This window comes from Kribbella sp. NPDC049174 (assembly GCF_043197365.1).
GTDB lineage: Bacteria > Actinomycetota > Actinomycetes > Propionibacteriales > Kribbellaceae > Kribbella.
Window position 1 is genome coordinate 17,544 of record NZ_JBICSZ010000003.1, and the last position, 18,261, is coordinate 35,804.

The 18,261-nt window shown below is 69.6% G+C and carries 19 protein-coding genes; 4 read left to right on the forward strand and 15 right to left on the reverse strand.

Going from position 1 to position 18,261, the window contains the following annotated elements; genetic code table 11:
- Positions 1-61: 61 nt before the first annotated feature.
- Positions 62-1,654, reverse strand: coding sequence for a succinic semialdehyde dehydrogenase (locus tag ACGFIF_RS17315; protein ID WP_393155517.1), 1,593 nt, complete (start codon positions 1,652-1,654; stop codon positions 62-64).
- 125 nt (positions 1,655-1,779) lie between these two features.
- Here ACGFIF_RS17315 and ACGFIF_RS17320 point away from each other — a divergent pair, with 125 nt between their 5' ends.
- Complete coding sequence (locus tag ACGFIF_RS17320; RefSeq protein WP_393155518.1) at positions 1,780-3,231, forward strand: hypothetical protein; 1,452 nt, start codon at positions 1,780-1,782, stop codon at positions 3,229-3,231.
- Positions 3,232-3,317: 86 nt separating this feature from the next.
- On the forward strand, positions 3,318-4,226 hold the full coding sequence (locus tag ACGFIF_RS17325; protein WP_393155519.1) for a TIGR03086 family metal-binding protein: 909 nt from the start codon (positions 3,318-3,320) through the stop codon (positions 4,224-4,226).
- Here the strand turns inward: ACGFIF_RS17325 and ACGFIF_RS17330 are convergent.
- From ACGFIF_RS17330 to groES, 10 genes are all read right to left on the reverse strand, one after another.
- Entirely contained in the window at positions 4,223-4,624 is a 402-nt protein-coding gene (locus ACGFIF_RS17330) for a hypothetical protein (RefSeq protein ID WP_393155521.1), read from the reverse strand. The genes ACGFIF_RS17325 and ACGFIF_RS17330 overlap by 4 nt on opposite strands.
- Positions 4,625-4,681: 57 nt before the next feature.
- A complete protein-coding gene (locus ACGFIF_RS17335) occupies positions 4,682-5,410 on the reverse strand; it encodes an acyl-CoA thioester hydrolase/BAAT C-terminal domain-containing protein (protein ID WP_393155523.1) in 729 nt (242 codons plus the stop codon).
- Between the two features lie 7 nt (positions 5,411-5,417).
- The gene (locus tag ACGFIF_RS17340) at positions 5,418-6,524 is read right to left on the reverse strand and encodes a GuaB3 family IMP dehydrogenase-related protein (protein WP_393155525.1); all 1,107 of its coding nucleotides are present in this window, start codon (positions 6,522-6,524) and stop codon (positions 5,418-5,420) included.
- A gap of 116 nt (positions 6,525-6,640) precedes the next feature.
- Complete coding sequence (guaB, locus tag ACGFIF_RS17345; RefSeq protein WP_393155526.1) at positions 6,641-8,155, reverse strand: IMP dehydrogenase; 1,515 nt, start codon at positions 8,153-8,155, stop codon at positions 6,641-6,643.
- A gap of 148 nt (positions 8,156-8,303) precedes the next feature.
- A complete protein-coding gene (locus tag ACGFIF_RS17350) occupies positions 8,304-9,644 on the reverse strand; it encodes a hypothetical protein (RefSeq protein WP_393155528.1) in 1,341 nt (446 codons plus the stop codon).
- Positions 9,637-10,257 carry an RNA polymerase sigma factor ShbA gene (gene shbA, locus ACGFIF_RS17355; RefSeq protein WP_337003564.1) on the reverse strand — a complete coding sequence of 207 codons (621 nt, stop codon included), beginning with the start codon at positions 10,255-10,257 and terminating at the stop codon, positions 9,637-9,639. Before shbA ends, ACGFIF_RS17350 begins: the two co-directional genes overlap by 8 nt.
- A 159-nt stretch (positions 10,258-10,416) precedes the next feature.
- Positions 10,417-10,869, reverse strand: coding sequence for a GNAT family N-acetyltransferase (locus tag ACGFIF_RS17360; protein WP_393155530.1), 453 nt, complete (start codon positions 10,867-10,869; stop codon positions 10,417-10,419).
- 27 nt (positions 10,870-10,896) lie between these two features.
- Positions 10,897-11,151, reverse strand: coding sequence for a hypothetical protein (locus ACGFIF_RS17365; protein WP_393155532.1), 255 nt, complete (start codon positions 11,149-11,151; stop codon positions 10,897-10,899).
- Between the two features lie 74 nt (positions 11,152-11,225).
- Positions 11,226-12,845, reverse strand: a complete 1,620-nt coding sequence (groL, locus tag ACGFIF_RS17370; protein WP_393155533.1) for a chaperonin GroEL — start codon at positions 12,843-12,845, stop codon at positions 11,226-11,228.
- 170 nt (positions 12,846-13,015) lie between these two features.
- Positions 13,016-13,312, reverse strand: a complete 297-nt coding sequence (gene groES / locus ACGFIF_RS17375) for a co-chaperone GroES (protein WP_130384566.1) — start codon at positions 13,310-13,312, stop codon at positions 13,016-13,018.
- Between the two features lie 182 nt (positions 13,313-13,494).
- Between groES and ACGFIF_RS17380 the strand changes: the two genes are divergently transcribed.
- Positions 13,495-14,199 carry a peptidoglycan-binding protein gene (locus ACGFIF_RS17380; protein WP_393155535.1) on the forward strand — a complete coding sequence of 235 codons (705 nt, stop codon included), beginning with the start codon at positions 13,495-13,497 and terminating at the stop codon, positions 14,197-14,199.
- Between the two features lie 9 nt (positions 14,200-14,208).
- The gene (locus ACGFIF_RS17385; protein ID WP_393155536.1) at positions 14,209-15,381 is read left to right on the forward strand and encodes a methyltransferase domain-containing protein; all 1,173 of its coding nucleotides are present in this window, start codon (positions 14,209-14,211) and stop codon (positions 15,379-15,381) included.
- A gap of 270 nt (positions 15,382-15,651) precedes the next feature.
- On the opposite strand, the gene ACGFIF_RS17390 is transcribed toward ACGFIF_RS17385, so the two are convergent.
- The 4 genes from ACGFIF_RS17390 to tsaB are packed head-to-tail and all read right to left on the reverse strand — an operon-like array spanning position 15,652 to position 18,261.
- Positions 15,652-16,101 carry a GNAT family N-acetyltransferase gene (locus ACGFIF_RS17390; protein ID WP_393155537.1) on the reverse strand — a complete coding sequence of 150 codons (450 nt, stop codon included), beginning with the start codon at positions 16,099-16,101 and terminating at the stop codon, positions 15,652-15,654.
- A complete protein-coding gene (tsaD, locus tag ACGFIF_RS17395; protein ID WP_393155539.1) occupies positions 16,098-17,150 on the reverse strand; it encodes a tRNA (adenosine(37)-N6)-threonylcarbamoyltransferase complex transferase subunit TsaD in 1,053 nt (350 codons plus the stop codon). The genes ACGFIF_RS17390 and tsaD overlap by 4 nt, the downstream gene beginning before the upstream one ends.
- On the reverse strand, positions 17,147-17,596 hold the full coding sequence (locus ACGFIF_RS17400) for a GNAT family N-acetyltransferase (RefSeq protein WP_393155541.1): 450 nt from the start codon (positions 17,594-17,596) through the stop codon (positions 17,147-17,149). Before ACGFIF_RS17400 ends, tsaD begins: the two co-directional genes overlap by 4 nt.
- Positions 17,593-18,261: a tRNA (adenosine(37)-N6)-threonylcarbamoyltransferase complex dimerization subunit type 1 TsaB gene (tsaB, locus tag ACGFIF_RS17405; protein ID WP_393155543.1), complete on the reverse strand. Its 669-nt coding sequence runs from the start codon at positions 18,259-18,261 to the stop codon at positions 17,593-17,595. Before tsaB ends, ACGFIF_RS17400 begins: the two co-directional genes overlap by 4 nt.

The window sequence follows — 18,261 nt, forward strand, 5'->3', positions numbered from 1 at the left end:
GCTCCGGGCGCGCATGAGGCACAAACAGGGCTGTGTTGTTTGATGACTTCGCTTCGCTCAGTCATGGGCGGCCCAGCTTCTTCAGCACCCGGAGGGCACCGGTGATCAGTTCGGCGTACGCCTCGTCGGAGATGCCGTGCGAGGCCGCGATCGGGAGGACCCGCTGGGTGGCGATCGCCTGCGCGTCGACGTACCGGCGGATGCCCTCGACGCCCTGGCGGCGGCCGAGCCCGGAGGACCGCATCCCGCCCATCGGGGTGTCGATCGAGCCGAAGGTCGCGCCGTACGCCTCGTTCACGTTGACCGTGCCGGCCACCAGTTGCGCCGCGACCGCCCGGCCGCGGCGGCCGTCGCGGGTCCAGACGCTCGCGTTCAGCCCGTACTCGCCCTCGTTCGCGCGCTGGATCGCCTCGGACTCGTCGGAGAACCGGTAGATCGACACGACCGGCCCGAACGTCTCGTTGTCGAAACACTCCATCTCCGGCGTCACCCCGGACAACACGGTCGGCTCGTAGAACAGCGGGCCGATGTCGGGCCGCGCCTTGCCACCGGCCAGCACGATGGCGCCCTTGGACCGGGCGTCCTGGACGTGCCGGGTCACGGTCTCCAGCTGTGCCTTCGAGATCAGCGACCCCATGTCGACGTCCCAGCCGGTCCCGGCGGACAGCCGGAGCTTCTTCACCCGATCGATGAACGCCGTGACGAACGCGTCGTACACCTGGTCGGCGACGTAGAGCCGCTCCATCGAGACACACAACTGACCGGCGCTGGAGAAGCACGCCCGGACGGCGCCTTCCGCGGCACGGTTGATGTCGGCGTCCCGCAGTACCAGCATCGGGTTCTTGCCGCCGAGCTCGAGGCTGCAGCCGATCAGCCGCTCGCCCGCCTGCTGGGCGACCAGCCGGCCGGTCCGGGTCGAGCCGGTGAAGCAGATGTAGTCGGTGCTCTGGATGATCGCGCCGCCGACGGTCGGGCCGTCGCCGTGCACGGGCTGCCAGGCCTCGCGCGGCAGCCCGGCGTCGTACAGCAGCTCGATCGCGCGGAGCGCGGTCAGCGGCGTCTGGCTGTCCGGCTTGTGGACGACAGTGTTGCCGGCGAGCACGGCCGGAAGACCATCGGCCATCGCCATGCTGAGCGGGTAGTTCCAGGGCGAGATGACGCCGACGACACCCTTCGGCACGAACCGCTGCTCGGCCCGGGTCAGGATCGGGAACATGCCCAGCTTGCGCTGCGGCTCGAGCAGCTCGGCGGCCTTGCGCCCGTAGTAGCGGGCGGTGAGGGCGACGTGCGCGACCTCCTCGAACGCCTGCTTGCGCGCCTTGCCCGACTCGAGGATCACCAGGTCCACGAGCTCGTGCCGGTGGTCCAGGACCAGGTCGTGGTACCGCAGCAGGATCGCCGCACGCTCGGCCAGCGGCACCCGCCGCCAGGTCTGCTGGGTCCGCCGCGCCGACCGGACGGCCGTGACCACGTCGTCCGGGCTGGACAGGGGCAGCGTCGCGATCGGCTGTCCGGTCGCGGGCGCGTAGGAGGTCCGGGCCCCGGCCGAGGCGCGGAGCAGCCCCGACAACCGGCGGACGACCGACTGGTCGGTCGCGTACGACGCGGTCGGATCGAGCTCGGGGTCCGCAGGAATCGACGTCTGCTCGCTCATGGATCCAGGCTACCTGCCGGTAATACTCATGTCAGTACCGGAAATCGCACGTGTCAGCCCGCAGTGTTCCGCCCCGTAGACCACTAAGGTGTTCGGTTGAACCTGCGAAGGGGTGGAACGTCGAGATGGTGGACAGCGGGGGGCTTTGGACGCCTCCTGAGGACGAGCTCGCTGAGGCTCTGCAGACGGCTCAGGTACTGATCGAGGAAGGTCGTGCCGACGAGGCCGGGCCGTACCAGCAACGTGTCATCGAACTGGCCCGGGAACGCGCCGAGGGGCACCCGGACCACTACGAGGCCAAGCACCTGATGGCCGCGACGCAGTACGAGCTGGCCGGCTCGCTGAACGCGTCGGGCCGGCACGAGGAAGCGCTTGCCGCGCTGCACGAGGCCCAACTCGGCTACACCGAGCTCAGCGACGCCGGCGTCCTCGACGCCACCTCCTTCCTGGCCGACGTCCGGGCCCGGCGGGCGATGACCCAGGCCCACCGCGGTCACGGCGCGACCGCCGTACTGGAGATGGACGGGGCGGTGATCGCGTACGGGCAGCTCGTCGGCGGCGAGGACGGGCTGAAGCACCAGCCGGACTTCGCCCGGGTGCTGGCGATGAACGCGCTCATCCTGCGGCGGTACGGCGACCCCGCGCTGGCGGTGGCGTCAGCGGACGCGGCGACCCAGCTGTTCCTGCAACTGGCCGATCAGATCAACGAGAGCCCGCAGTCGCTGTCGTACGCGCGCTACCTCTGTACGGCGACCGCCGTATCGGCCGACGTCCATGCTGCCGAAGGCCGCCTCGACCTCGCCCTCGAGGCCGACGAGATCGGGCTGTCGACCGCCGACACCCTCGCAGACTCGGAGTCGGCCACCGACCTCCGCACACTGGTCGCCGCACTCACCCGCAAGGGCAAGCACCTCGGCATCGTCGGCCGGATCATGGAAGGCGAGACCTGCCTGCGGACAGCGTTCGACACCGACACGGAGACGGCGACACGCGTCACCGAGGAGCTGGATCGCGGCCTGCCGCTGACCCTGGTCGCGGCGCTGGAGAACGCGGAGATCAAGCTCGGGCCGTTCGAGCAGTACCACCGCCTGCTGGCACTGAGTGAGCCCGCGCCGGGGATGACGCTGGCGACGGTGTCGGGCCGGACGGACCCCGAGTCGGCGGCGGTCCGTGCGACCGAGCTGGCCGAGCTGGTCCGGCCGCTGTTGCTGCAGGACGTGGACACCGCACTCACCCTGGGGCTGGAGGCGCACTACCTGTTCGCGATCTCGTCGGAGCGGGAGTCGCAGCGGATGCGGTACGAGACGAGCACCTACGCGCCGATCTGGGCGCAACTGCTGCTCGACGTCTCCGAGGCCTACTACCAGGGCGGGCGGACCGAGATGGCGCTCGACCTGGGCGGCTGGTGTGCGGAGGTCGCGACCGCACTGATCCCGTTCACCGACGACGACACGGTAATGAAGGACCTGGCCGGCTCCTGCTACCGGCACCACGGCGACCTGCTCGCCGCCACCGGCGACATGATGGCGTCCCAGCACGCGCACGAGGCCGCGCAGCAGCTCCAGCTCGGGCGGTAACCCCCGGGTAATTGACGCCCCCTCTCCCCGGGCGGACGCTGGCGCTAACTGCTCCGGCACGGGGGCACCTGCGAGGGGGAACGGTCATGGACGTGGTGGAACTGCACAACCGGACGGTCGACGGCTTCGTCAGGTTGGTGAACGAGGTAGGCCCCGACCAGTGGTCGGCACCGACGCCGTGCTCGGACTGGGACGTCCGCGCATTGGTGAACCATGTCGTCGGTGAGGAGCGCTGGACCGTACCGCTGATGGAGGGCAAGACCATCGCGGAGGTCGGTGACTCCCTGGACGGCGACCTGCTCGGCGACGACCCCGTCACCGCAGCGTCCGCCGCAGCCCGCGCTGCGCGGGACGCGGCCGCGGCGCCGATCGACAAGGTGCATCTCTCGTACGGCGACGAGGACCCGCCCGAGTACCTGCGGCAACTGGCCGCCGACCACCTCATCCACGGTTGGGACCTGGCCGCCGCGATCGGCGCCGCACCCCAACTGGACCCGGAACTCGTGGACGAGGTCGCCACCTGGTTCGCGGAGCGGGACGAGCTCTACCGCTCGGCAGGTATGGTCGCCGACCCGCTCGCGGGTTTCACCGACCCGGCCGACCAGCTCATCGGCGCCTTCGGGCGCGACCCGCGCTGGTCGACCTCGACCGGCCTCGTCGCCCGCTTCGGTGCGGCGTTCGACCGCCAGGACCTGGAGGCGGTGATGGCGCTCGTCACCGACGACTGTGTCTTCGAGTCCACCTCACCCGCTCCGGACGGCGCACGGTTCGAGGGTGCGGCCGACGTACGGGCGGAGTGGGAGAAGCTCTTCGCGAACACGGCCAACCCGCGGTTCGAGACCGAGGAGGCCGTGGTACTGGGTGATCGGGCCTTCGTCCGCTGGCAGTACTCCTGGCAGGAGCCGTCCGGTCAGCGCGGTCATGTCCGCGGCGTCGACGTACTGCGGCTGCGTGACGGCAAGATCGCGGAGAAGCTGTCCTACGTGAAGGGCTAGGAGTCCTGCAGGTCGGTCCGCAACGCGCCGACGAACAGGCCGGCCTCGGCCTCGGTCATCCCGGTCTCGGACACGACCAGCGCCGTGGCCTGGTGCAGCTCGCCCTGGGCCTTGAGGGCGCGGGTGCGCTCGGCCAGATTCGTACCGGGCAGGCGGACGAGTGGTGTGTCGGTGACCGGCGCGACGTACCGGCCGAGCCGGATGTCGTCGACGAGACCCTTGGCGTGCTTCAGGTCCAGGCCGGTCCGGTCGCGGATCAGCTTGACCGCGTGGACCGCTTTCTTGGTGGTGATCAGAAAACGCACCTGGTCGACGTCGTCGGAGGAGAGTCTGGCCCGCGCGGCGGCGAGGGCAACGTTGTCTGCGTCCTGGCTGCTCTGTCGGCTGAACAATCCCATGGCGCCATCCTTCCAGAACGACTCAACCCGTGAGGACTCGACGCAGGTCGCCCACACTCAGCCGCCGAGCACCCGGCGTACGTCGCCCCAGGCCAGCGCACCGAGTTCCCGATCGGCTTCCTCGGTCCCGCCGCGGGCCATCCGCTGACCACCGGTCTTGGGCTGCTCCCCGGGGAACAGCGGCCGGTGACCGGCCCGCGCGGCGACCATCGTCCGGGTGCCATGATCCCCACGCCACAACGCGATCCGCTCGGCGAACTCGACCGACGGCCAGACCCGGTCGTCCCCGCCGGCGACCAGCACCACCTCGCCGCGGATCCGCTCCACCGGAATCCGAGCGGCCTCAGCCTCAGCGCCGTACCGCTTCAGACTCTGCTGATACCAGCCGGTGAAGCTCGGCGGATCGTCCTCCGGCTGCCACTCCCGGTCGAACGGTACGAACGGCAGCGGCTCGTCGCGCCAGGTCCACGCGGACGTCTGCCGCTCGCCGTCGATCCAGCCCCACACGTAGGCGCTCGGTGACACCGCGATCACGGCGTCGACCCGGTCGTCCAGGGCGCCGAGCAACAAGGCCGCCTCGGCGCCCCGCGATACTCCCATCACCGCGACCCGGTCGTTGCGGGCCGCCAACTCGTCGAGCGGGAACGACTCCAGCGGGATCTCGCTGATCGTGGCGTCGAACCACTGCGGCGCGAGTACGTCGTACCCCTCGGCCTCGAGGATCCGGGCGCGCTCCAGGTCCGGCGCACCGCTGGATCCGTGCAGGAGCAGGACGCCCGTGGTCATGGGGCTGTCACCCGACGACGACCTCGACCCGCTGGAACTCCTTGAGCTCCGTGTAGCCGGTGGTGGCCATCGCGCGCTTGAGGGCGCCGACCAGGTTCATGGTGCCGTCCGGCACCCAGGACGGGCCGAACAGGATCTGCTCCAGCGTCCCGGTGACGCCGACCTCGACCCGCTCGCCGCGGGGCAGGTGGGAGTGCCACGCCTCGGCACCCCAGTGGTACCCGCCACCCGGCGCGTCGCTCGCCCGGGCCAGCGGCGAACCGACCATCACCGCGTCCGCGCCGCAGGCGATCGCCTTCGCCACGTCGCCGGACCGCCCGACCGAGCCGTCCGCGATGACGTGCACGTACCGGCCGCCGGACTCGTCCATGTAGTCCCGCCGCGCCGCGGCCACGTCGGCCACCGCGGACGCCATCGGCACCGCGACACCGAGCACCTTGCGCGTGGTGTGTGCCGCACCGCCGCCGAATCCGACCAGTACGCCGGCCGCCCCGGTCCGCATCAGGTGCAGCGCGGCCTGGTGCGTCGCACACCCGCCGACGATCACCGGTACGTCGAGGTCGTAGATGAACTGCTTGAGGTTGAGCGGCTCGGCCTGACCCGAGACGTGCTCGGCGGAGACCGTCGTACCGCGGATGACGAACAGGTCGACGCCCGCGTCCACGACGTGCTTCGCGAACTGCTTGGTCCGCTGCGGCGAGAGCGCGCCGGCGACGGTGACACCGGAGTCGCGGATCTCCTGGACCCGCTGCGAGATCAGCTCGGGCTTGATCGGCGCGGAGTAGATCTCCTGCAGCCGGTGCGTCGCCTGCTCCTTGGTGATGGAGGTGATCTCCTCCAGCAGACTCGTCGGGTCCTCGTACCGGGTCCACAGGCCCTCGAGGTTGAGGACGCCGAGACCGCCGGCCTTACCGATCGCGATCGCGGTGGCCGGCGACATCACCGAGTCCATCGGCGCCGCCAGGATCGGCAGCTCGAACCGGTACGCGTCGATCTGCCAGGCGACCGAGACCTCCTCGGGGTCCCGGGTCCGCCGCGACGGCACGATCGCGATGTCGTCGAACGCGAACGCCTGCCGCCCCCGCTTCGCGCGGCCGATCTCAATCTCGTTCATGCCGACAGGCTACCGATCTCCCCCACCTCCCCCGACATCGAGTCCACCCCGGAAGCGAGCAACATCACCCGACGCACAACACCCCCGCTGGTTGGCGGGGGTGATTGCGGTGAAGGTCAGCGGCCGGAGTAGTTGGGGGCTTCTACTGTCATTTGGATGTCGTGGGGGTGGGACTCCTGGAGGCCGGCTGAGGTGATGCGGACGAAGCGGCCTTTTTCCTGGAGTTCGGGGACGGTGCGGGAACCGCAGTAGAACATGGACTGGCGGAGGCCGCCGATCAGCTGGTGGGCGACGGCGGACAGCGGGCCGCGGTACGGGACCTGGCCCTCGATGCCTTCGGCGATCAGCTTCTCGTCGGTGCCGACGTCGCTCTGGAAGTAGCGGTCCTTGGAGTACGACTTGCGCAGCCCGCCGGCCGACGACATCGCGCCGAGCGAACCCATCCCGCGGTACGCCTTGAACTGCTTGCCGTTGATGAAGACCAGGTCGCCCGGCGACTCCTCGCAGCCGGCCAGCAGCGAGCCCAGCATGACCGTGTCCGCACCGGCCACGAGCGCCTTGGCGATGTCACCGGAGTACTGCAGGCCGCCGTCGCCGATCACCGGGACACCGGCCGGCTTGCAGGCCAGCGACGCCTCGTAGATCGCGGTGACCTGCGGTACGCCGACGCCGGACACGACCCGTGTCGTACAGATCGAGCCCGGTCCGACGCCGACCTTGACGCCGTCCGCGCCGGCCTCGACCAGCGCCTGGGCGCCCTCACGGGTGCCGATGTTGCCGCCGATCACGTCGACGCCACGGGTGGCCGGGTCGGCCTTGAGCTTGCGGATGATCTCGAGCTGCGCCTGAGAATGACCGTGCGCGGTGTCCACGACCAGTACGTCGACACCGGCCTCGACCAGGGTCATGGCGCGCTTGTACGCCTCGCCGAAGAAGCCGATCGCGGCGCCGACCATCAGCCGGCCGCTGGCGTCCTTGGTGGACAGCGGGAACTTGTCGCGCTTGACGAAGTCCTTCAGCGTGATCAGGCCGGTCAGCTTGCCGGCGTCGTCGACCAGCGGCAGCTTCTCCACCTTGTGCCGGCTGAGCAGCGCCATCGCGTCGTCGGCGGAGATGCCCTGCTTGCCGGTGATCAGCGGCTGCTTGGTCATCACCTCACGGACCGGCCGGGACAGGTCGGTCTCGAACCGCATGTCGCGGTTGGTGACGATGCCGACCAGGACACCGGCGTTGTCGACCACCGGTACGCCGGAGATCCGGTACTGCCCACAGAGCGCGTCAGCCTCGCCGATGGTGGCGTCCGGGCCGATGGTGATCGGCTGCGCGATCATGCCGGACTCGGAGCGCTTGACCAGGTCGACCTGCTGGGCCTGGTCCTCGATCGAGAGGTTGCGGTGCAGGACGCCGAGGCCGCCCTGACGGGCCATGGCGATCGCCAGCCGTGCCTCGGTGACGGTGTCCATCGCGCTGGACAGCAGCGGGATGTTCACCTCGACGTTGCGGCTCACCCGGGACCGGGTGCTGACCTCGGACGGGATGACGTCGGACTCGTTGGGCTGCAGCAGTACATCGTCGAAGGTGAGACCGAGGACGGCGAACTTGTCGGGAACTCCAGCGGGTGTGATGTCCATGGGGAAAACGAGCACCTTTACACGGCGAGAACGGGACACCATCGTATGCCGCCCCCACCGGACGCCCCGAACCGCCCATCCACAAGCCGGCCGTTCCCGGCCCAACGACGAACCCGCCCGGTAGCAACCGGGCGGGTACGTAGGGTGATCAGCTCGTCGGCTTGTTGACCACGCCGAGGATCGTGAGCACGTCCGGCGACTCCGTGGAGCCGTGCGCGCGGGCGATGGCCGCGTGCTTGCCCTCGGCGTACAGGCCGGTGGAGTGCTTGCCCTGGGCGTAGGTCTGCTTGACCGAACCGGTCGTGACCTTGCCGCTCGAGTGCTTCCCCTCGGTGCCGAAGGCCGTCTCCGCGCTGGGCACCTCGGCCGCCTCACCGGACGGAGTCGGCAGCACCTGCGGCAGGATCTTCTCCACCAACCCGGTCAGCCCGCCCAGCGGAGACTCGGCCGGCTTCTCGTCGGCCGGCGGCGTCTTCTGGTCCTCGGCGGGTGGCGGAGTGTCGTCGACCGGAGGCTTGATCTCGATCGGCAACTGGTCCTCGGCGGGCGAGTCGTCGCCGGACTCACCCGAGTTCGACCCTTGGTGGGACCCGGAGTCGTTGCCCGGCACCGTCGGCGTCGTGGTCGGGTTCGTCCCCGTCTCCCCGGTCTCACCGTTGTTCGGCGGCGGCGTGGTCGGGTCGGTGGTCGGCTCGGTCGGCGGCGGCGTGGTCGGGTCCGTCGTCGGCTCGGTCGGCGGCGGCGTGGTCGGGTCGGTCGACGGCTCGGTCGTCGGGTCGTCGGTCGGCGGTGCCGTCGGTTCCGTGGTCGTCTCGTCGACCGGCTTGTCGTCGGTCTTCTCCGGCGCCTTGGTCGGCTGCGTCGGCTCCGGCGCGATCGACTCCTGGGTCACGGTCGGCTTCTCGACCGGCGCCGGCCGCAGCAGCGGCGGCATGGCCTGCTGCCGGTCGGCGGGCGGGTCGAGCACGAAGGGGTTGGTCTTGGCCTTCTGCTGCTCCTCGGCCTTCCGCTCGTCCGCCTTCTTCTTGAAGTCCTTGGCGACCTTGACGATCTTGGTCTTGTCGACGACCGGCATCCCGTCGAGTTGTTCCTTCGGGAAGCTCGTCTCCGGGCGGACCGCGTCGACCATCTTCTCGATGACCTTCTCGTACGGCGACAGCGGATCGCCGGTCACGGCCGCGGCGACGCCCGAGACCGACAGCGCGGCCACCGCGGCGACACCGAGTGCCAGACCACGTGCCGCCACCTTGCGGGCGAACGGGTCCGTCACCGGGTTGAGCGCCGCGCAGCGCGCCAGGAAGCTCTCCGGATCGTCGATCGTCTCGACCGGTAGTTCGTCCTCGACTTCCACGGCGAGCCGCAGATCGGCCAGCAGCTTCACGGCCGGGTCATGCTCACCCGCGGTACGCGCGGACTCCCCACCAGCGGCCAGCAGGTCGAGTAAAGCGTCATCAGCGTCGATCGCGTCGAGATCGAAACGGTCAGCCATGATGCCCCTCCCCTGCTCCTCGTTCCAGCTGTGCCTCATGCCCCACAAACCCCCTGAGCGTGTTCAACGCCCGATGTTGTGCGACCCTCACCGCCCCCGGTGTCATCCCCAGTGCCCGGCCGGTCTCCTCGGCTGACATCCCCGCTACCACCCGGAGCCGCAGGATCTCCCGCAACTTCTCCGGCAACTTGTCCAGCAGGCCCATGATGTGCTGGACCTCCGAATGCCGGACCGCGTGCTCCTCCGGCGTCGGTGACTCGTCCGCGCCGTCCGGCAGGTCCGGCGTCGAAACGTCGGCCACCGCGAACGCACGCTGGGCATCAGCGACCTTGCGGGCCGCGATGCCGTAGACGAAAGCCTCGAAAGGCCTCCCCTCATCACGGTACCGGCTGAGCGCGCCGAACACCGCGACACATACTTCCTGAGCGACGTCGTCGACCATGTCGGCGCCGCCGGGATACGTCCACAACCGCGACCGCACGTAGCGGTGGGCAACGGCACGCACCCTGGTGAGCAGGTCATTGAGAGCTGTCCGGTCGCCTTCGCTCGCAAGCGCGGCAAGATCCCTGAGCTCGACCCGGTCGTGGGTGTGCGGTACTTGGACCTCGGTCACCCCTCGCCCCCTCGTGTTGGACCGGTCAGCCTGGAAAATGGTACGGCTCTCACCTTCGCTTGCCTAGTGGCAATTCGTGATCACGCGGGGTTTTTCATCACGATCTGTCACTACCCGCCCGTACGACTCCCGTCCTGGTGACAGATCGTGGAGACCTGATCAGGCCGGAGGCTCGAACTGGAGTACGGCGGACGCCTGATCGGTACCCCAGTCGATCGGAGTACGACCGGTCTCCCGCCAGCCGGCCCGCCGGTAGAGCCCGATCGCCGCGTGGCAGTTGTCGGCCACTTCCAGGCCGACCCGCCGCCCCAGCTCCGAGCCCATCACCACGGCGTGCTCGAGAAGCTGCCGCCCGAGCCCACCGCCGGTCGCCTTCGGGTCCACGAACAACCGCTCGACGAGCGCCGTACCGTCAGCGCCTGCCGTCAGAGCGACGTGACCGGCCACCCGGCCGTCGTCGGTCGTGATCACCCACGCGCCGAGCATCTCCGGCGGTGTCAGCCACGCCCGCGGATCCGCCGGCCAGTTGATCGGATACCCGGCCACCTCGTACACATCCCGCAGGAAGCCGATACAGCTCTCCAGGTCACCCTCGCCCCGATCCCGAATCACACCCCGACCCAATCACACCCGGGGACCTCAGCATTCGGTTGCCACGTCGGCCGGTTCAGGAGTGGCGCGGCCCGTTGACGGCGGGGTGCGGAGGGCCAGCACAGTCGCAAGCAGGACCACAGCTGCGGCCGCGAGGTAACCAGCGCGGTAGCCATCGGTCGGCTGGGTTGTAGCGGCGACGGCCGCCGCGATCGGGGCCAAGGTGGCGAGCCCGGCCGCCGCCCCGAGCTCCTGCCAAGCTGAACCTCCGGCCGGCCCGGCCACCTGAGCCCGCCCGGCCACTCCGGGAACGTGAAACCGCCCGGCGGGTCCGAGGGACCAGCCGGGCGGTTCGGGTGTTGCTTGTGACCTGAGGATCAGTGGCCGTGACCGTGGCCGTGACCGGCCGCGGCAGGCTCCTCTTCCTCGGGCTTGTCGACCACCAAGGTCTCGGTGGTGAGCAGCAGCGCGGCGATCGAGCCGGCGTTGGCGAGCGCGGACCGGGTCACCTTGACCGGGTCCAGCACGCCCTGAGCCAGCAGGTCGCCGTACTCGCCGGTGGCGGCGTTGAATCCGCTGCCGAGCTCCAGCTCCGCGACCTTCGCGGTCACCACGTAGCCCTCGTAGCCGCCGTTCTCGGCGATCCAGCGCAGCGGCTCGACGATGGCCTTGCGGACGATCCGGACCCCGGCGAGCTCGTCACCCTCCAGGTCCAGGCCGTTCTCCAGCACGGTGGCCGCGTGCACCAGGGCGGAGCCGCCGCCGGCGACGATGCCCTCCTCGATCGCGGCCCGGGTCGCGGACACAGCGTCCTCGATCCGGTGCTTCTTCTCCTTCAGCTCGACCTCGGTGGCCGCGCCGACCTTGATCACGCAGACGCCGCCGGCCAGCTTGGCCAGCCGCTCCTGCAGCTTCTCCCGGTCCCAGTCGGAGTCGGTGCGCTCGATCTCGGCCTTGATCTGGTTCACCCGGGCCTCGATGTCGTCGGACTTGCCGGCGCCCTCGACCACGGTGGTGTTGTCCTTGCTGACCACGATCCGGCGGGCGGTGCCCAGCACCTCCAGCCCGACCTGGTCCAGCTTCAGGCCGACCTCGGGGGCGATGACCTGCGCGCCGGTCAGCGCGGCCAGGTCCTCCAGCATCGCCTTGCGGCGGTCACCGAAGCCCGGCGCCTTGACGGCGACGGAGGTGAAGTTGCCGCGGATCTTGTTCACCACCAGGGTGGACAGCGCCTCGGCCTCGACGTCCTCGGCGATGATCAGCAGCGTCTTGCCGGACTGCACGACCTTCTCCAGCAGCGGCAGCAGGTCCGCGATGGCGGAGATCTTGCCCTGGTGGATCAGGATGTACGGGTCCTCCAGCACCGCTTCGCCGGCCTCGGCGTCGGTGATGAAGTACGGCGAGATGAAGCCCTTGTCGAACTGCATGCCCTCGGTGAACTCGAGCTCGGTCCCGAAGGTGTTCGACTCCTCGACGGTGATCACACCGTCCTTGCCGACCTTGTCGAACGCGTCCGCGATCAGGGTGCCGATCTCGGCGTCCCGGGCGGAGATGGTGGCGACGTGGGCCATGTCGCCCTTGTCGTCCACCGGCCGGGCGGTCTCGACCAGGCGGGCCGACACGGCCTCGACGGCCGCCTCGATGCCCTTCTTCAGGCCCATCGGGTTGACCCCGGCGGCGACGGCCCGCAGGCCCTCGTGCACCAGCGCCTGCGCCAGCACCGTCGCGGTGGTGGTGCCGTCACCGGCGATGTCGTTGGTCTTGGTGGCGACCTCCTTGGTCAACTGCGCACCAAGGTTTTCGAACGGGTCGTCCAGCTCGACCTCACGGGCGACGGTGACACCGTCGTTGGTGATGGTCGGGGCGCCCCACTTCTTGTCCAGGACGACGTAGCGGCCCTTCGGCCCCAGCGTCACCTTCACCGTGTTCGCGAGCTTGTCGACGCCACGCTCCAGCGCGCGCCGGGCGTTCTCGTCGAACTCGAGGATCTTCGGCATGGAAAAACCAGTCCCTCTCTGAATTCTCTTCTCGTTGCGCTCAGCAGTCCGAACCCACGCTGCATTGAATCCTGACCCGCCCCTCCGCCCCGGTCAGGTACCGGACCGACTCCGCCCCGGCGCCGGTCGTCGGCACCAGGGCGGTGTCAGTCAGGAACAGCGGGCGATCGTCACTTGCTGACGACTGCGAGGATGTCGCGGGCGCCCAGGATCAGGTAGTCCTGGCCGTCGTACTTGACCTCGGTGCCGCCGTACTTGGAGTAGATGACCTTGTCACCAACGGCGACGTCCAGCGGGACGCGGTTGCCGTTGTCGTCGATCCGGCCCGGACCGACGGCGAGGATCTCGCCCTCCTGCGGCTTCTCCTTGGCGGTGTCCGGGATCACCAGGCCGGACTTCGTGGTCTGCTCGGCTTCGAGCGGCGCGACGAGGACGCGGTCCTCGAGCGGCTTGATCGTGACCGACACTTGCTGACCTCCACGGTCGATTCGCTTGTCTGTGGTTCAGGGTGGTCGCGCTCCCCTGCCGTCGCGGGGGTCAGAGGCCGGACCGCTGGCACCCTCCACCGGAGAGTGCCAACACCGAATCTAGGCCGCGATTAGCACTCGGTCAACTCGAGTGCTAGATCTGACCGGCCCGGAATACAGCTGTGACCATCCGGGTACGGATTGTGGTCGAACGCTGGGCCTGGGCGGGGGTGGCGTGGGACCGTTCTCTGTACGGCGTCCCGGCCGCCCGCGGGACCTGGGTCCGAGGAGAGACCATGGCCTTCAGCTTTCCCTCTCTGCCCATATTGTCCGGCCGCACTGTCGCGGTCCTCGCCGCAGCCGGCGCGCTCGCGGTAGGAGCGATCGCCGCGGGCGCCTCGAAGGACCAACCGGCCACCAGTCCCAGCCTGGACGCACCGGCCGCGGCACCACCGCAGGCGGCGCCGGCCGCGGACACCGACAGCGTCACGATGGCTGCCGCGGCCGCGCTGCCGCAGTGCCGGTCAGCCATGCTGGTCCCGGTCAACCGCAGCTGGGGGATCCCGATGCCGTCCGTCTACGGCAGTGCGAGCACCTACTGCAACCTCATGTACGGCGACGACCCGCACCGGGGCTCCACGGTGTTCGGCGACCCGGACACCGCCATCCGCGTCCTCCAGCGCAACCTGAACTTCTGCTACGGCACCAAGCTCGCGGTCGACGGCATCTACGGCAGCAACACCCGTGCGGTGGTCAAGCTGGTCCAGCGCAGGCACAAGCTCGTCGCGGACGGCATCTACGGCCCGAAGACCCGCTCAGCCATGAACTGGCGCCTCTACTCGATGGCCACCCGCAGTTGGAGCAAAGGCTGCTCCAGTCCCCTCTAAAGTGGCGGGGTGACAGTCACCGGCTTGCTGGACGGCCCCGGCGCTGAACTCCTCGCCGACGCCTGTGCGAGCTACCAGCCCGGCCACGAGCTCCAACTGGTCGAGAAGCTTCGCCGCCAGTACGACGCTGCACTCGTCACAGCCGCGGTCACCCAGGCCTCACTACGCCACCGAGCGGTCGCCAAGTTCGGTGCGGACGCTGGCCAGATGCACTTCACGCCAGACGGCCTGGAACAAGCAACGCGAAGCACAGTCGGCTCTCACCGGGCTCAACGCATCGCAGCGACGTTGCCGGGCAGCAGTGTGGTCGACCTGGGCTGCGGCATCGGCGGTGACCTCATCAGCGCCGCACGCGCCGGCCTGCGGGTCACCGGCGTCGAACGCGACCCAGCCACCGCTGCCGCGGCCCGCGCCAACCTGGTCGCGCTAGGCCTGCCTGGTGAGGTCGTCGTCGGCGACGCCGAGTCGTTCGACCTCACGCCGTACGACGTGGTGTTCGCGGACCCGGCGCGTCGGGCGGATGGCCGGCGGGTGTTCGACCACAACGCCTACTCACCACCTTGGACGTTTGTCACCGAGCTTCTGAACCGCACTGCCTGTGTGAAGGTCGCGCCGGGCATCCCACACGACGCCATCCCGGATGGGGTGGAGGCTGAGTGGATCAGCGACGCCGGTGAGGTGAAGGAGGCCGCGCTGTGGTCTGGGCGCTTGTACGCCGATACTGCGCGGCGGGCGACCCTGCTACCCGGTGGCGCTTCGGTGACCGAGGCGCCGGAGGCTGAGAGCGGTCCTGTGGGTCAGTACATCTACGAGCCCGACGGTGCTGTGGTGCGGGCCGGTCTGGTGACTGCGGTCGCCGCTGCGGTCGACGGGTGGCTGCTGGATCCGCGGATTGCTTATGTCACTGCAGCGGGGCTGGTGCCGACTCCACTTGCCTCTGCGTACGAGGTGGTGGAGGAGCTGCCGTACAAGGAGAAGGCGCTGCGCTCCTGGGTGCGCAGTCAGGACATCGGGACGCTCGAGATCAAGAAGCGTGGGGTGGATCTGGATCCGGCTCAACTGCGGAAGAAGCTCGCACCGAAGGGCTCTGCGACGGCCACGCTGATCATCACCCGGATCGGCCGGGACGCGGTCGCGTACTCGTGCCGCCGACTTGCGTTCGGAGTACAGTCGAACATATGATCGATCTTGCGTGCGGGTCTTCGGGAGACTTGCCGGCGGGCGAGGTGCTGCGTCTGCTGCTGCACTCTCCCGGGGACCCGCCACTAAGCCGTCATGCGGCCGAAGTCATCCGTTCACCTGTCTGGGGCAGTGTGCGGGGCAGAACCGGTTTGCCGCTGGCCGTTCACCTGGGGATCGAGCGGCGCACCAGCCCCAGGTCTCTGCCCGCTGCCGCGCCCTTCCCCGCGCTGCAGCACAAGCCCCGTGCCGCAATGCAGTCTCGCGCTGCAGCTAGCTCGCGCCGTACAGCTCGGCTGCGTTCCGGCTGATGACCATCGTCCGGCTCGGGTCCTCCAGCCCGGTGAAGCCGTAGCTGCGGTAGAGCTCGTGCGCATCCGCGGTCGCCAGCATGAAGCGGCGGATCCCCTTCAGCTCCGGGTGATCCAGCAGCGTGGACACGACGAACCGACCCAACCCGTGTCCCCGGTGCGATTCCACCACGAATACGTCAGCCAGCCACGCGAACGTCGCCCGGTCCGTCACCACCCGCGCGAACGCGACCATCGAGCCATCCGGCGCGTACACCCCAAGGTTCAGACTGCCCGCGATCGACCGCGCCACGATCTCCCGCGGAATCCCGGTCGCCCAGTACGACGTACTGAGGAAGCCGTGCACCACATCGACGTCGATGCGTTCGACGTCGTCATCGGCCTCGAACCCGTCGGGTCCGGTCCACCTCACTTGTTCAGCACCTCCGTGATCGGCATCGACGAGTCAGCCGGCAACCCCAACGGCGACGGTGCCTTCCCGGCCCGGACCAGTTCGGACCCGAGCGCCGCCACCATCGCACCGTTGTCGGTGCACAACCCGGGCCGCGGCACGCGTACGGCGATGCCGGCCTCAGCGCACCGTTCTTCCGCCATCGCGCGCAGCCGTGAGTTCGCCGCGACCCCGCCACCGATCAGCAGGTGCTCGAACCCACGGTCCTTGCACGCGTCGATCGCCTTACGGGTCAGGACGTCACACACCGCCTCCTGGAAGGCCGCGGCCACGTGGTTCACCGGCACGTCCTCACCGTCGCGACGCTTGGCCTCGACCCACCGGGCCACCGCCGTCTTCAACCCGGAGAAGGAGAAGTCGAAGCGGTGCCGCTCGAGATCCCGCTGCGAGGTCAGCCCGCGCGGGAACTTCACGTAGAGCCGGTCACCGCCGTCCCGCGCCGCTTTGTCGATATATGGACCGCCCGGGAACGGCAGCCCCAGCACCCGCGCGACCTTGTCGAAGGCCTCCCCCGCGGCGTCGTCGATGGTGCTCCCCATCGGCTGCACGCCCTCGGTGATGTCCTCGACCGCGAGCAGCGACGAGTGCCCGCCCGACACCAGCATCGCGACACAGCCCTTCGGCAGATCGCCGTGCTCCAACGTGTCGACGGCGACATGGGCCGCCAGGTGGTTCACGCCGTACAGGGGCTTGTCGAGCGACAGCGCGAGTCCCTTGGCCGCGGCGACCCCGACCAGCAGCGCGCCGGCCAGCCCGGGGCCGCTGGTGACCGCCACCGCATCGACGTCGGTCGGCTTGATCCCCGCCGTCTCGCAGGCGCGCCGGATCGTCGGGACCATCGCCTCCAGGTGCGCGCGACTGGCGACCTCCGGTACGACGCCGCCGAACCGGGCGTGCTCCTCGACACTGGACGCGATCGCGTCGGCGAGCAGCGTCTGCCCGCGGACGATCCCGACACCGGTCTCGTCACACGACGTCTCGATCCCCAGGATCAGGGGCTCCGCCTTCATTCTTCCTCCCGCCACCGCATGATCACCGCATCCTCGCCGCCGGCGTAGTATCCGCGCCGCCGGCTGATCTCCTCGAACCCGAAGGCCTGGTAGAGACCCCGGGCCGACTCGTTGCCAGCAGCAAGTTCCAGCAACACCGTCCGGCCGGCGCACTTCGACAGCGCCGCCGTCATCAACTGGCCGCCGATCCCGGTCCGGCGCCCGGCCGGTGTCACCGCGATCCGCAGCAACTCGACCACGTCCAACGCGACCGGCGGCACCAGCAGTACGACGTAGCCGACGACCGCACCTTCGTCCGCGACCAGGATCACCCGGTCCTCGGACAACCGGTCGAACTCGGTCGACCACGAGACCGTACTCCACGCCTCCGGCCCGAAGCACACCTCGTCCAATGCGACGAGAGCGGGCAGGTCGTCCGCGGTCGCCGGTCGAATGGCTGGTCTCACTTCGGCAGCACGCTCTTCGGCCCGCCGGACAGGGTCACGTCGGGCCGGCGCAGGTACAGCGGGTCCGGCGCGACGACCTCGAGCGTCCCGGTCGCCACACCCGTCGCGAGCACCTCGGCCGAGGGGTACTCCACGACATCGGTGTCCGCCACACCAAGAGCATCCGCATAGAGCACAGCACCGCGCCCGATCACCGGCAGACCCGACAGGACGTGCGCCACATCGGCCGGCCGATCGACTGCCGGGCCCTCCAGGCGACGTCGGCTCCCGTCCGCGGCCGGGCCGTCGTACAAGGCCCAGTAGATCTCCTTGCGTCGCGCGTCCGTCGCAACGGCAACGGGAAGCGAGAACGACGACTGCCGGGCCAGAACATCCAGGCTGCACACCCCGGCGACCTCGATCCCGAGGACGTCGGCCATGGTCCGCGCGGTCACGAGTCCGACCCGGAGACCGGTGAACGGACCGGGCCCGACGCCGACCGCGATCCGTGTCAGATCGCGCGGCGTACAGCCCGCCTTCTCCAGCGCGGCAGCGATCGCGGGCGCGAGCAATTCACCGTGCCGAAGTGCGTCGACGGTCGTCGAGGACGCCACGATCTCACCGCTGGTCGGATCCGCCAGCGCGACCGTGACGGCCGCGCTCGAGGTGTCAAAGGCAAGCAGCAT